The 15,172-nt window shown below is 41.7% G+C and carries 8 protein-coding genes; all 8 read left to right on the top strand.

From position 1 onward, the window contains the following. Nucleotides 1–131 precede the first annotated feature (131 nt). Complete coding sequence (locus WKT12_RS09065) at nt 132–2,015, top strand: glutamine amidotransferase (protein WP_021971086.1); 1,884 nt, start codon at nt 132–134, stop codon at nt 2,013–2,015. Nucleotides 2,016–2,095: 80 nt separating this feature from the next. After that, on the top strand, nt 2,096–3,172 hold the full coding sequence (gene carA / locus WKT12_RS09070) for a glutamine-hydrolyzing carbamoyl-phosphate synthase small subunit (RefSeq protein WP_021971085.1): 1,077 nt from the start codon (nt 2,096–2,098) through the stop codon (nt 3,170–3,172). A 21-nt stretch (nt 3,173–3,193) separates the two neighbouring features. After that, entirely contained in the window at nt 3,194–6,421 is a 3,228-nt protein-coding gene (carB, locus tag WKT12_RS09075; protein WP_021971084.1) for a carbamoyl-phosphate synthase (glutamine-hydrolyzing) large subunit, read from the top strand. A 209-nt stretch (nt 6,422–6,630) separates the two neighbouring features. Continuing rightward, nucleotides 6,631–7,125, top strand: a complete 495-nt coding sequence (locus tag WKT12_RS09080) for an RNA polymerase sigma factor (protein WP_340319480.1) — start codon at nt 6,631–6,633, stop codon at nt 7,123–7,125. 10 nt (nt 7,126–7,135) lie between these two features. Continuing rightward, on the top strand, nt 7,136–7,711 hold the full coding sequence (locus WKT12_RS09085) for a hypothetical protein (RefSeq protein WP_340319481.1): 576 nt from the start codon (nt 7,136–7,138) through the stop codon (nt 7,709–7,711). Between the two features lie 428 nt (nt 7,712–8,139). Continuing rightward, nucleotides 8,140–12,669, top strand: a complete 4,530-nt coding sequence (cas9, locus tag WKT12_RS09090) for a type II CRISPR RNA-guided endonuclease Cas9 (protein WP_340319482.1) — start codon at nt 8,140–8,142, stop codon at nt 12,667–12,669. 16 nt (nt 12,670–12,685) lie between these two features. Then, complete coding sequence (cas1, locus tag WKT12_RS09095) at nt 12,686–13,618, top strand: type II CRISPR-associated endonuclease Cas1 (RefSeq protein ID WP_021971079.1); 933 nt, start codon at nt 12,686–12,688, stop codon at nt 13,616–13,618. Further along, the gene (gene cas2, locus WKT12_RS09100) at nt 13,618–13,950 is read left to right on the top strand and encodes a CRISPR-associated endonuclease Cas2 (RefSeq protein ID WP_021971078.1); all 333 of its coding nucleotides are present in this window, start codon (nt 13,618–13,620) and stop codon (nt 13,948–13,950) included. The genes cas1 and cas2 overlap by 1 nt, the downstream gene beginning before the upstream one ends. Nucleotides 13,951–15,172 lie beyond the last annotated feature (1,222 nt).

Here is a 15,172-nt window from a genome sequence, read left to right on the forward strand (position 1 = left end):
TCATTCTTGTTGTTTCTTTTATAAGAATTTAGTCGAATGTAAGAATAATAAAAATACCTGGAATTACTTTTTTCAGTAGGTCCAGGTATTTTTGTATATATGGAGTAGCCAACTAAACGATACGAAATAATATGGAACCGCTAAAGCATGAATGTGGAGTAGCGATGATTCGCTTGCTGAAACCACTTGAATATTATCAGGAAAAGTATGGTACGTGGATGTACGGGCTTAACAAGCTGTATTTGCTGATGGAAAAACAGCATAACCGTGGTCAGGAAGCCGCGGGTCTGGCGTGTGTCAAGCTTCAGGCAGATCCCGGAGAAGAATATATGTTTCGAGAGAGAGGACTGGGAGCCGGAGCTATAACCGAGATATTCGGCACAGTACACAGCTATTTTAAAGACCTTACTCCCGAGCAGCTTCATGATGCTGAATATGCGAAAAAATGCTTGCCTTTTGCCGGAGAACTGTATATGGGACATTTGCGTTATTCTACAACGGGCAAGAGTGGTATTTCGTATGTACACCCTTTCTTGCGCCGCAATAACTGGCGTGCTAAAAATCTGGCTTTGTGCGGAAACTTTAACTTGACGAATGTAGACGAAATCTTTGCTGATATTACGGCATTCGGACAGCATCCGCGTAAATATGCTGATACGTATATCATGCTGGAACAGGTAGGACATCGCCTGGACCGTGAAGTGGAACGCCTTTACAATGAATGTAAGGCTGAAGGATTGGAGGGCATGGATATTACACATGCTATCGAAGACCGCATTGATTTGACTAACGTGTTGAAAACATCCAGCCCGAAATGGGACGGAGGTTATGTTATCTGCGGACTGACTGGTAGTGGCGAAAGTTTTGCCGTACGCGATCCTTGGGGTATCCGTCCGGGATTCTGGTATATGGATGACGAAATTATGGTATTGGCATCCGAGCGCCCGGTTATACAAACAGCACTGAATGTTCCTGCCGATAGTATCAATGAGTTGCTTCCGGGACAAGCTATTCTGGTTAACAAAAAAGGCGAAATGCGTCTGGCTCAAATCAATGAACCGAAAGAAAAGAAAGCTTGTTCATTCGAACGTATTTACTTCAGTCGCGGTAGTGATATGGATATTTACCGTGAACGTAAGCTGCTGGGTAAAAAGTTGGTTAATCCTATTTTGAAAGCAATCGATAATGATGTGGTACATACTGTATTCTCATTTATACCAAATACGGCAGAAGTCGCTTTTTACGGTATGTTGGAAGGATTCGACAACTACCTGAACGAGCTGAAAGTTCAGCGTATCGAAGCTTTAGGACATAAGCCCAGTCATACAGAGCTGGAGCAAATCTTGTCGCAGCGTATTCGTAGTGAGAAAGTAGCCATCAAGGATATTAAGTTGCGTACCTTCATTGCAGAAGGTAACACACGTAACGACCTTGCTGCCCATGTATATGATATAACTTATGGAAGCCTGATACCTTACGAAGATAATCTGGTTATTATAGATGATAGTATTGTACGAGGCACTACGTTGAAGCAGAGTATCATCAGCATACTCGACCGTCTGCATCCAAAGAAGATTGTCATTGTATCTTCTTCGCCGCAGGTGCGTTATCCTGATTATTATGGTATCGATATGGCAAGTATGGAACAGTTCATTGCCTTTAAGGCAGCTATTGCCTTGCTTGAGGAAAGAGGTATGCAAAATGTAATAGAAGAAGCATATCGCAAGTCGAAAGCTCAGGTCGGACTGCCCAAAGAAGAAATGGTAAACTACGTGAAAGAAATCTATGCTCCTTTTACTGACGAAGAAATTTCTGCCAAGATGGTAGAGTTGCTTACTCCGACTGGTACTCAGGCAAAGGTGGAAATTGTATATCAGACGCTGGAAGGATTGCATGAAGCTTGTCCGGCACATCAGGGAGACTGGTACTTTAGTGGCAACTATCCTACGCCGGGTGGTGTAAAACTGGTGAATCAGGCATTCATCAATTACGTAGAAGAAATATATCAGTTTTGATGTGTGAGGAACACGTCTGCCTTCTGAAGAATTTTGGAACGAAAGAAAAACAATATTAAAGAAAACGATACAGATAGAAAATGAGAAATGTTACATTAATCCTCGACGACGGGAGCCGCTTTCATGGCAAGTCGTTCGGTTATGAGAAGCCGGTAGCCGGTGAAGTTGTGTTCAACACCGCAATGACCGGTTATCCAGAAAGCTTGACCGATCCTTCGTATGCTGGCCAGTTGATGACGCTGACATATCCGCTGGTGGGCAACTATGGTGTACCTCCTTTTACAATCGAAGCCAACGGGCTGCCTACTTTTATGGAAAGTGAGAAGATTCATGCCGAAGCGATTATTGTGAGCGACTACAGCGAAAAATATTCTCACTGGAATGCTGTGGAGAGCTTGGGCGACTGGCTGAAGCGTGAACACATACCGGGCATTACAGGCATCGATACACGTGAGCTGACCAAAGTACTGCGTGAGCACGGTGTAATGATGGGAAAGATCGTTTTCGATGACGAACCTGACAACATTCCCGAAGCAACTTATGCTGGTGTGAACTATGTAGACAAGGTTTCATGTAAGGAAGTTATCCGTTACAACGAAGGTGCAGGCAAGAAAAAGGTAGTACTTGTGGACTGTGGTGTGAAATCGAATATCATCCGTTGTCTGTTGAAACGTGACGTAGAAATTATCCGTGTACCTTGGAACTATGACTTCAATTCGCTGGAATTCGATGGATTATTCATTTCGAATGGTCCGGGCGACCCTGATACTTGCGATGCTGCTGTGCAGAATATTCGCAAGGCTATGCAGAACGAAAAGTTGCCTATCTTCGGAATCTGTATGGGTAACCAGTTGCTTTCGAAGGCAGGAGGAGCAAAAATTTACAAACTGAAATACGGTCACCGCAGTCATAACCAGCCGGTTCGTATGGTAGGAACAGACAAATGTTTCATTACTTCGCAGAATCATGGTTATGCCGTAGACAATAATACATTGGGAGCCGACTGGGAACCTTTGTTCATCAACATGAATGACGGTTCGAACGAAGGAATCCGCCACAAGAAGAATCCTTGGTTCTCGGCACAGTTCCACCCGGAAGCTGCCAGCGGTCCTACCGATACAGAATTCCTGTTCGACGAGTTTGTAAAGTTGCTGTAATCCATTAAAACAAAGAAAACAATGAAAGAAAATATAAAGAAAGTATTATTGTTAGGTTCCGGAGCTTTGAAAATCGGTGAAGCCGGTGAGTTCGACTACTCAGGTTCGCAGGCACTCAAGGCATTGAAGGAAGAAGGTATTGAAACAATTCTGATTAACCCGAACATTGCTACCGTACAGACTTCGGAAGGCGTGGCAGACAAAATTTATTTCTTGCCTGTAACTCCTTACTTCGTAGAAAAGGTGATAGCTAAGGAACGTCCCGATGGCGTATTACTGTCGTTCGGTGGTCAGACTGCATTGAACTGCGGTGTAGCTCTTTACAAGGCAGGAATATTCGAAAAATACGATGCACGTGTACTCGGTACTCCGGTACAGGCTATCATGGATACCGAAGACCGTGAGCTGTTCGTTCAGAAACTGGATGAGATTAATGTAAAGACGATCAAGAGTGAAGCGGTAGAAAACATCGAAGATGCCCGCCGTGCTGCCAAGGAACTGGGTTATCCGGTCATTATCCGTGCAGCATACGCACTGGGAGGTCTGGGCTCTGGTTTCTGCGACAACGAAGAAGAACTGAACGTTCTGGCTGAAAAAGCATTCTCTTTCTCTCCGCAGGTTTTGGTAGAAAAGAGCTTGAAAGGCTGGAAGGAAGTGGAATACGAGGTTGTGCGCGACCGCTTCGATAACTGTATCACGGTATGTAACATGGAAAACTTCGACCCGCTGGGTATCCATACCGGTGAGTCTATCGTAATAGCTCCTTCGCAGACACTGACAAACAGCGAGTATCACAAGTTGCGTGAACTGGCTATCCGCATCATACGTCATATCGGTATCGTTGGAGAATGTAACGTACAGTATGCATTCGACCCCGAATCGGAAGACTATCGTGTCATCGAAGTAAACGCTCGTTTGAGCCGTTCTTCTGCCTTGGCATCCAAAGCTACCGGTTATCCGCTGGCTTTCGTAGCAGCTAAATTAGGTCTGGGTTACGGTTTGTTCGATTTGAAGAACTCGGTTACCAAAACAACTTCTGCGTTCTTCGAGCCGGCACTGGACTATGTAGTATGTAAGATTCCTCGCTGGGACTTGGGTAAATTCCACGGAGTTGACCGTGAACTGGGTTCAAGCATGAAGTCTGTAGGTGAAGTGATGGCTATCGGCCGTACATTCGAAGAAGCTATTCAGAAAGGTCTTCGTATGATCGGTCAGGGAATGCACGGATTTGTAGAAAACAAAGAACTGCAGATTGCCGACATCGACAAGGCTTTGCGTGAGCCGACCGACAAGCGTATCTTCGTCATCTCGAAGGCAATGCGTGCCGGATATACTGTTGATCAGATTCACGAACTGACAAAGATAGACAAATGGTTCCTCGACAAGCTGATGAACATCATGCAGACTTCGAAGGAACTTCACGAATGGGGCAACAACCACAAACTGTTGGCACAGCTTCCGAACGAATTGCTGTACAAGGCAAAACGTCAGGGATTCTCCGATTTTCAGGTAGCACGTGCCATCGGTTATGAGGGAGAAATGGAAGATGCCATCATCGACATACGTAACCACCGTAAGAGTGTAGGTATCGTGCCGGTCGTTAAGCAGATTGATACGCTGGCTGCCGAATATCCTGCACAGACAAACTATCTGTATCTGACTTACAGTGGTGTGGCAAACGACGTACATTATCTGGGCGACCACAAGAGTATCGTAGTATTGGGTTCGGGTGCTTACCGTATCGGATCGTCAGTAGAATTTGACTGGTGCGGCGTTCAGGCACTGAATACCATCCGCAAGGAAGGATACCGTTCGGTTATGATTAACTATAACCCGGAAACAGTTTCTACCGACTACGATATGTGCGATCGTCTGTACTTCGACGAATTGACTTTCGAACGTGTGATGGATATTCTCGACTTGGAAAATCCGCACGGAGTCATCGTATCAACTGGTGGACAGATTCCAAACAACCTGGCACTCCGTCTGGATGCACAGCATATCAATATCTTGGGAACCTCTGCAAAGAGCATCGACAACGCAGAAGACCGCGACAAGTTCTCGGCTATGCTCGACCGCATCGGCGTAGACCAGCCTGAATGGAGCGCACTGACTTCGATGGAAGATATCAACGCCTTCATCAAGAAAGTAGGATTCCCGGTACTGGTTCGTCCGTCGTACGTACTTTCGGGAGCCGCTATGAACGTATGTTCTAACCAGGAAGAGCTGGAACGCTTCCTGCAACTGGCAGCCAATGTATCGAAGAAACACCCGGTTGTAGTAAGCCAGTTCATCGAACATGCCAAGGAAGTAGAAATGGATGCCGTAGCACAGAACGGTGAAATCGTGGTATACGCCATCAGCGAACACATCGAGTTTGCCGGAGTACACTCAGGAGATGCTACCATTCAGTTCCCGCCGCAGAAGCTGTATGTAGAAACTGTTCGCCGCATCAAGCGCATTTCTCGTCAGATTGCCAAAGAACTGAATATTTCCGGTCCGTTCAACATCCAGTTCCTTGCCCGTGAAAACGACATCAAGGTAATCGAATGTAACCTGCGTGCCAGCCGTTCATTCCCGTTCGTAAGCAAGGTGCTGAAGATAAACTTCATCGAACTTGCAACAAAGGTTATGCTCGGTCTGCCAGTAGAAAAACCGAACAAGAACCTGTTCGAACTCGATTACGTAGGAATCAAGGCAAGTCAGTTCTCGTTCAACCGTTTGCAGAAAGCCGACCCTGTATTGGGAGTCGACATGGCTTCTACCGGAGAGGTAGGATGTATCGGCGAAGATACTTCGTGTGCCGTATTGAAGTCAATGCTTTCGGTAGGTTACCGCATTCCGGAAAAGAATATCCTGATGTCGACCGGAACTCCGAAACAGAAGGTAGAAATGCTGAAAGCTGCTCAGGAACTGAAAGCAAAAGGCTACAACATCTTTGCAACCGGCGGAACATCGAAGTTCCTGACCGAGAACGGCATTGAGAATACCCGTGTATACTGGCCGAGCGAAGAAGGACATCCACAGGCATTGGAAATGCTCCACAAGAAAGAAATCGACATGGTAGTAAACATCCCGCGTGACCTTTCTGCCGGAGAACTGGACAATGGTTACAAGATTCGTCGTGCAGCTATCGACCTGAACATTCCGTTGATTACCAATGCTCGTCTGGCAAGTGCCTTTATCCATGCATTCTGCACTATGACCATCGACGATATAGCTATCAAGAGCTGGGACGAATATAAATAATCCCCTCTCTCGGTAGAATAGATATTACTTAAACGCCGCTTCGGAAAAAGCATATTTCCGGAGTGGCGTTTTTGATTTCAGAAGGCTGTTTCCCCTTGTCCGGAAGCAGCCTTCTGTTGTTTCTTTACTTATTTTTGTGACAGACATGTAAGTATCTTCCCGAAAATGCGACTAACGAGGGTAAAGAAACATGTAGAACAATATGCTGTATGAATAAAACACTGCAACAAGAAAAAGACTTTCTCCTGCTGATAGAATCGCACAAGCGAGTCATTTACAAAGTCTGTTACATGTATGCAACCGACAAGGAGCAATTGGACGATTTGTATCAGGAGATAGTAATGAACCTCTGGCGCGCTTATCCTTCGTTTCGCGGCGAGAGCTCTGCCGCAACATGGGTATACCGCATCAGCCTGAATACGTGTATTTCGTATCATCGGAAGTCGAAACACCAGATTCAGGCAGTCACCCTTCCGGTCGATTTTGAAGCATTCGATGACGATGACGGCGTCAAGACATCACAACTGCGTGAACTGTACCGGCTGATACACGCACTCAGTCCGCTGGAAAGGGCACTCATCCTGCTCTGGCTGGAGGAAAGAAGCTATGATGAGATTGCCCGGATAATGGGTATTTCAAAGAATAATGTCGGTGTCCGTCTGAACCGCATCCGGGAAAAACTGAAAGACATGTCGAACCAATAAATCTTAGCTTATGGAACTTGAAGAACTGAAAAATCAATGGAACCTGCTCGGCGAGCAGTTGAAGAAGAACGAAATAATCAATCATGAAGTCATAAAACGAATGATAGAGAAGCGTACCCTGAGTGCCCGCGACCGTCTGATAGGAGCAAACGTGATAGCCGTTTTCCTTCTTGCAGGCATGCTAATCCTGTTTCCGCTTGCTGCGGCACGGGTAACCATCCGGCAGGAACTTCTCTGGATATTTTACATTGTGTTTCCACTTCTTATTTTATATTCGTTTTGGAACATACACATTTTGTATAAATTCAATCTTGCCACCCGGACACTTCTTGAACTTCATCGCTGGATTCTCGCTTATAAACGCAGGCTCCGGATAGAAATCTGGTGTACTCCTTTCCTTGTAATAGGGCTTTTTAGTTCTGTCTTTCTGATTCATCACCATTACCGCAGTACACTCATGGTGGTGTTCGATATCCTGATGCTCGTCGTGAGTGTCATGGCGGGTTATATATGCTATCGTTACATAGACAAACGTTCGGTAGACGAGATAGAGCAGGGAATGAAAGACTTGCAAGACTTGGAATAGTTTGGCGGGTAGTAAGGCGGAAGCATGGAATGTTGGGTAGAAATATACCGGCATCAGTCCGATGCTTCTGCTGTTTTTTGTGGAAAACAAGGTGAAATCTTGCTGTAAGTTTGTACAAACTTTTTGGAAATTTGTACAAAAAACAAAATGATTTGTACAAAATCTGTTTGATGGGTGCAGAAGAATTTGGAAGGAGATAAAGAGGAATTGATAGAGATTCCTTCGGGTTAGTGAGAAAGATTGTAGATACCATAAAAAAGAAAGCGACCTTCGTAAAAAGACCGCTTTAAATGTTTCCACAACGGAATAATCCTTATTGTGACTTGCTTCAATTTAGTTGTTCCAAATGTAGAGAATATTTTTGATATAAAAAAGATTTTTTAATTCATTTTCTCTATCTTTGAAAAAAAAGAAAAAGAAAATCTATCATGAAAAAGATATTAGGCTTAGATTTGGGAACGAACAGTGTAGGCTGGGCTGTAATAAATTCGGTTGTAAATGACGAAGGCAAGGAACAACTTGTAAACATATCATCTTGCGGCAGCAGAATCATTCCAATGGATGCTGCTACATTAGGAGATTTTGATAAAGGTAATTCTAAATCTCCAGTAGCGGAGCGAACCCGGTTGCGGGGAGTACGTCGTCTGCTGGAGCGTAGTTTACTGCGCCGAGAGCGTTTGCATCGAGTTTTATCTGTTATGGGATTTTTGCCGGAGCATTATGCTGCTCAATTAGACCGATACGGTAAGTTTTTACCAGAAACAGAACCCAAACTGGCTTGGTATAAAGATGAAACGGGTAAATATAGATTTCTGTTTCAGGACTCTTTCAATGAGATGTTGGAAGACTTTCACGAGCATCATCCCGAACTGGTAGCAGAAGGGAAAAAGATACCTTACGACTGGACGATCTATTATCTTCGGAAAAAAGCTCTTTCTCAGAAAATAACCAAAGAAGAACTTGCCTGGATATTGCTCAATTTCAATCAGAAGCGAGGATATTATCAGTTAAGAGGAGAGGAAGAACAGGAAGATAATAAAAAATCAGTAGAATATTATGCACTGAAAGTTGTTGCGGTAGAAGATTCCGGAGATCGGAAAGGGAAAGATATCTGGTATAATGTCAAGTTGGAAAATGGCTGGGTATACCGGAGAGCCAGCAGTGTTCCCTTAGACTGGGTAGGTAAGGTAAAAGAATTTATCGTTACAACAGATTTGGACGAAAAGGGAAATCCTAAAAAAGATAAAGACGGCAATGTAAAGCGTTCTTTCCGGGCACCTAAGGAAGATGACTGGGGATTGTTGAAAACAAGGACGCAGGCACAGATTGACGAAAGTGGTCAGACAGTGGGTACATATATTTACGAGTCACTACTTCGCATGCCTGATCAGAAAATAAGGGGGAAGCTGGTTCGAACGATAGAACGTAAATATTATAAAGATGAACTTCGTAAAATCTTGATCAAGCAATCGGAGTTTCATGCAGCTTTGCAAGATCACAATTTGCTGCTTGCTTGCATCGAGGAACTATATCCTAACAACGAAGCTCACCGCCGGTTACTGTCTACCTCCGATTTTACTTATTTCTTGGTGGAAGATATATTGTTTTACCAGCGTCCGCTTAAAAGTCAGAAGGGACAGATTGACGATTGTCCGTACGAATCGCATGTCTATCGGGATAAAAAAGATGGCAGTTTACAGCATGTTCCGTTGAAGTGCGTATCCAAATCGCATCCGTTGTTTCAGGAATTCCGCTTATGGCACTTCCTTTCTTTCCTGCGTATTTATCAACGTGAAAGAATGATAGACGGTTCTCTTAAACTGGATGTAGATGTGACGAATGAATTTTTGCAGAACGAAGATGACTATGTAAAACTATTCGACTGGCTGAATGAACGGAAAGAGATAGATCAAAAAACAATTTTAGCTTACAAACCTTTTGGCTTGAAGAAAAACGAGCAGTCCAAATATCGCTGGAATTATGTAGAAGACAAGAGTTATCCGTGTAACTCGACCAGAGCTGATATGATATTCAGGTTAAGTAAAGCCGGAGTTCCGGAGGAATTCTTAACCCGGGAAAAAGAAGAAGCCTTGTGGCATATATTGTATTCTATATCCGATAAAAAGGAATTGACGAAAGCTTTGGGAACTTTTGCTGAAAAGAATGGTTTGAATGAAACTTTTGTAGAAATATTTTCCAAGATGCCGCCTTTTGAAAGTGACTATGCCGCCTATTCTTTGAAAGCAATCCGGAAACTGCTTGCGCTGATGCGTATGGGAAAATACTGGGACAAGCAGGCTATCGATGAGCATACCCGTAGCCGGATTGAAAAGATACTGACCGGAGAATACGATGAAACAATCCGTACTCGGGTACGTGAAAAGGCGATGCATCTGACCGATATATCTTCTTTCCGAGGACTTCCTTTATGGTTGGCATGTTATGTTGTTTACAATCGTCATTCTGAAGCAAAAGAACTTGTCAAATGGGAAACCCCCGATGATATCGATCACTTCTTGCGTAAGTTTAAGCAGCATTCGTTGCGTAATCCTATTGTAGAACAGATTATTATGGAAACGCTGCGTACGGTACGCGATATTTGGAAACAAGAAGGAAAAATAGATGAGATTCATGTGGAATTAGGTCGTGAAATGAAAAATCCGGCCAAGGAACGTGCCCGTATAACGGCACAGGTGCTGGAAAACGAAAATACCAACTTACGCATAAAGGCGTTGCTTGCTGAATTTATGAATCCTGAATTTGAGATAGAGAACGTACGTCCTTATTCGCCTGCCCAGCAAGAAATCTTACGAATCTATGAAGAAGGTGTGTTATCAGGTGTTGCAGAAAAGGATTTGCCTGACGATATTGCTTCAATATTGAAGAAGTTCAGAGAAAATGATGTGAAGAAACGTCCTACTACCTCAGAAGTCTTACGGTATAAATTGTGGCTGGAGCAACGCTATCGTTCGCCTTATACTGGCAGAATTATTCCGCTTGGTAAACTGTTTACTCCTGCTTATGAAATAGAGCATGTGATACCTCAATCGCGTTACTTTGACGATTCTTTTACCAATAAAGTAATCTGCGAATCGGCTGTAAACAAGTTGAAAGATAATTGCTTAGGATATGAGTTTATCAAGAAACATTCCGGCGAAAAGGTGGAATTGGGAAATGGTGAGACTGCTACTATTTTTTCAGTCGAAGAATATGAGCGTTTCGTAAAGGACTCTTACTTTAATAATAGTAAGAAGATAAAAAAACTGCTGCTTGAAGATATACCGGATAACTTTATTGAACGTCAGTTGAACGATAGCCGATATATCAGTAAAGTGGTAAAATCTTTGCTTTCGAATATTGTCTGTGAAGAAGGCGAACAGGAAGGCATGTCGAAAAATGTGATAGTTTGTACAGGAGGAGTAACGGATCGGTTGAAGAAAGACTGGGGAGTGCAGGATGTATGGAACCGGATTATTCTTCCACGTTTCCTGCGCTTGAATAAAATGACGGATCGTACAGACTTTATTGCTGTAAGTACGAATGGTCATTTGTTGCCTGCCGTGCCTTTACATTTACAGAAAGGCTTTAACAAGAAAAGAATAGACCATCGTCATCATGCGATGGATGCCATTGTGATAGCGTGTGCCGGTAGGAATATTGTTAATTACCTGAATAATGCTTCTGCACGGAAAGGCTCCGAAATCTCTCGTTATGACCTGCAACATTTATTGTGCGATAAGGTAAAAACAGACGCAAACGGTAATTACAAATGGATTCTTCGTAAACCTTGGGAAACGTTTACACAGGATGTATATGCAGCATTGACGAATATTGTTGTCAGCTTTAAGCAGAACCTTCGGGTAATAAACCGTACCACGAACCATTATCAGCATTATAATGAAGATGGGGAAAAGAAAATGATTCCGCAGACTAAAGGTGATCGTTTGGCTATTCGTAAGCCGATGCATAAAGATACAGTATATGGTGAGGTTAATTTGCGTAAGGAGAAAACACTTCCTTTGAAAGATGTGCTCAATAATCCATCGATTGTTGTGGATAAATCATTGAAAAACAAATTGTATGAGTTGATAAAATCTCAGTATGACTTGAAGGCAATAACGAAGTATTTCGAAACACATCAAGATGTTTGGGCCGATGTTAATTTGAAGAAAATCAAGGTCTATTATTTTACGAAAGAAACGAATGAACGCTTTTTTGCAACACGTAAATCTTTGGATTCAAGTTTTAGTCAGAAGAAGATTGAAGAAGAAGTTACGGATACAGGTATACAAAAGATTTTGCTGCGTTATTTGCAGCAAAATGGCAACAATCCGGACATCGCTTTTTCTCCCGATGGAGTAGAACGTATGAATCAGAATATGACTATTCTGAATGATGGTAAATGGCATCAACCTATTTATAAGGTAAGAACTTATGAAAAGGCAGATAAGTTTGCAGTTGGTGAGAAAGGTAATAAAGTTAAAAAGTTTGTGGAGGCTGCCAAGGGAACCAATCTGTTTTTTGCAGTATATGAATCTATACAAGAGGATGAGGCTACGGGAAAGCAAGTTCGTAAACGGACTTTTGCAACTATTCCTCTAAATGAAGTTATTAAGCGTAAAAAACAAGGATTGCCTGCTGCTCATGAAGACTCAAAGGGTAATTTGCCAATATTTGTTTTATCTCCTAATGATTTGGTTTATTTGCCGACAGAAGAAGAACGTAATAGTGGTAAGATAATTCAGCCTTTGGATAGGGAGAGAATTTATAAAATGGTTAGTTGTACAGGGAATAGGTTATTTTTAGTTCCTTATATGGTCGCTTCATCTATATATGATAAAAATGAATATACGTCATTGAATAAAGTAGAATTGTCAGATGATAAAATTTCAATAAAAGAATGGTGTATTCCGATTGAGGTGGATAGATTGGGAAATATATCTATGAAAAATTATTGACTACTAATTTAATACTATGATAAAGAAAACACTATACTTTGGTAATCCTGCTTATTTGTCATTGCAAAATAATCAATTGGTTATTAAGCTACCGGAGGTGGAGCGTAACGCTTCGCTTCCAGAGGGCTTTAAATCTCAATCGGTTATAACCAGACCCATAGAAGATATAGGCTTGGTGATATTGGATCATAAGCAGATAACAATTACTTCGGGAGTGCTTGAAGCGCTTTTGGAAAATAATTGTAGTGTCATAACTTGTGATAATAAAAGTATGCCTGTTGGATTATTATTGCCACTTTATGGGAATACTGTTCAGAATGAAAGGTTCAGGGAACAACTGATGGCGACTCTTCCATTGAAGAAACAATTGTGGCAGCAAACTATAAAAGTTAAAATACAGAATCAGGCACATGTCTTGCAATATTGTTTAGGAGAGGACAATAAATGCATGAGAGTTTGGGCGGACGAAGTAAAAAGCGGTGATCCCGATAATTTGGAAGCAAGGGCTGCTGCTTATTATTGGAAAACACTTTATGCTCATATTCCAGGATTTACGCGAGATCGTGACGGAATACCTCCTAATAATTTATTAAATTACGGATATGCTATTTTGCGTGCGGTTATCGCTCGTGCTTTAGTTTCCAGTGGTTTGTTACCTACTTTAGGGATACATCATCATAATCGTTATAATGCTTATTGTTTGGCAGATGATATAATGGAGCCTTATCGTCCTTATGTAGATAAACTTGTATTTCAGCTTGTTAAGACTTATGGCGAGAATGTAGAACTGACAAAGGAAATAAAATCTGTTCTTTTAACTATTCCTACACTCGATGTTGTTATCGGTAGAAAGCGAAGTCCATTAATGGTAGCTGCTACCCAAACAACAGCTTCTTTATATAAATGCTTTAGTGGTGAATTACGTAAAATTGCTTATCCTGAAATGTGATGGATAGATATAGTGAATATCGTATTATGTGGATACTTGTATTTTTTGATTTGCCTACTGAAACTCAAAAAGACAAGAAAGCTTATGCCTTGTTTCGTAAGAATTTGCAAAAGGATGGTTTCACTATGTTTCAATTTTCGATTTATATTCGTCATTGTGCCAGTTATGAGAATGCGGAAGTTCATATAAAAAGAGTAAAGTCATTTTTACCAGAATTTGGTCAGGTGGGTATAATGTGTATAACAGATAAGCAATTCGAGCAAATTGAACTATTTTATGGTAAGAAGCCTCATGGTAAAAATGTAGCAGGGCAACAATTGGAGTTATTTTAGAAATAAGAAATCCCGCTTTTTATGGCGGGATTTCTTGTAGGAAACAATTCTTTTTTTATTTCTATTCTTCGATGTAATATATTGCTATATAGGTTGTTGTGCGGGTCGCGCTGTTTCCTATAGAGCAAAGTTACTAAATTGAAAGCAAATCACAACCGCACCACTGCCGGAGAGCGGTTGCAGGCTGCTGTTTCCTATAGAGCAAAGTTACTAAATTGAAAGCAAATCACAACCCTTCTGATAGGTCGAGAAATCCCGTTCTTGCTGTTTCCTATAGAGCAAAGTTACTAAATTGAAAGCAAATCACAACGTCTACAAGGTGACAAATTCGGTGACATCAGCTGTTTTCTATAGAGCAAAGTTACTAAATAGAAGGCAAATCATAATGAATTTATGGCAGGTCTCTTTTCGAAAAGTAGCTGTATCCTATATTTTTCTATTGCGTCATTGGCATACGGAATACCCTTTCTTTTTGCACTTTTTAGACGTATTCGTGAAAATATTTGTGCCGTTTTTCGGTACAAATGAAAAATTTCGTATATTTGTCTTACTCTTAGAAGAAAAAGAAAGTATTAGAAGCGTTTTAGGCATTATCCAAAGTTCAGGAAATCCCCAATTTCACAACGATAACAAAGGATAATACAAAAACGCTCCACGGACTATTGTATCTGTGTATCTGCTGTTTGAGCAATATGTATGCATATAGGCGTGGGGCTTTATGTATTGCTCGGTTATCAAGTATGGGGATACTTCTGAACAGGTAATACTAAAGTTCCCCACGCTTAACTTTTATAAAAACAGCTTCAAGGGGAAGCAAGCTGACATATTGTATATGTATGAAAGCACTTAAACTAAACAACTATGAAAGCGGTATTGAAACCTTTGTTTCGTTTGCCGCAGGTTACCGTTTCTTTTATTGGATTCTTTTTTTTAGCGTTTTTCTTGTTTTTATGTTGCAGCATATAATTTACAAATTATGTGCCATTCATCTTTTTGTATGTATCCGATAGTGGACTATGGACTATGATGAAACTCGCCATACCGATAGCGAGATATGGAGTTTAATCTATCGTACATTGAAAGATATACGTGAAGTAAGAGAGTTATTATGTACCGATGAGCTGGGAAAAGTTTTTTGTAAAATAAAGCTCATTGAAAAGGAAATTGATATTTTGTCTGTTTTAATATTTTACTTGTGACATATTGTCATTATGTACAGCTT

This window comes from Phocaeicola sp. HCN-6420 (genome assembly GCF_037890145.1).
Lineage (GTDB): Bacteria > Bacteroidota > Bacteroidia > Bacteroidales > Bacteroidaceae > Phocaeicola.

Coding starts and splice junctions, on each gene's coding strand:
- cas9 (WP_340319482.1), top strand. CDS start 8,140: ATGAAAAAGATATTAGGCTTAGATTTGGGAACGAACAGTGTAGGCTGG.
- WKT12_RS09085 (WP_340319481.1), top strand. CDS start 7,136: ATGGAACTTGAAGAACTGAAAAATCAATGGAACCTGCTCGGCGAGCAG.
- carB (WP_021971084.1), top strand. CDS start 3,194: ATGAAAGAAAATATAAAGAAAGTATTATTGTTAGGTTCCGGAGCTTTG.
- WKT12_RS09065 (WP_021971086.1), top strand. CDS start 132: ATGGAACCGCTAAAGCATGAATGTGGAGTAGCGATGATTCGCTTGCTG.
- WKT12_RS09080 (WP_340319480.1), top strand. CDS start 6,631: ATGAATAAAACACTGCAACAAGAAAAAGACTTTCTCCTGCTGATAGAA.
- cas2 (WP_021971078.1), top strand. CDS start 13,618: ATGGATAGATATAGTGAATATCGTATTATGTGGATACTTGTATTTTTT.
- carA (WP_021971085.1), top strand. CDS start 2,096: ATGAGAAATGTTACATTAATCCTCGACGACGGGAGCCGCTTTCATGGC.
- cas1 (WP_021971079.1), top strand. CDS start 12,686: ATGATAAAGAAAACACTATACTTTGGTAATCCTGCTTATTTGTCATTG.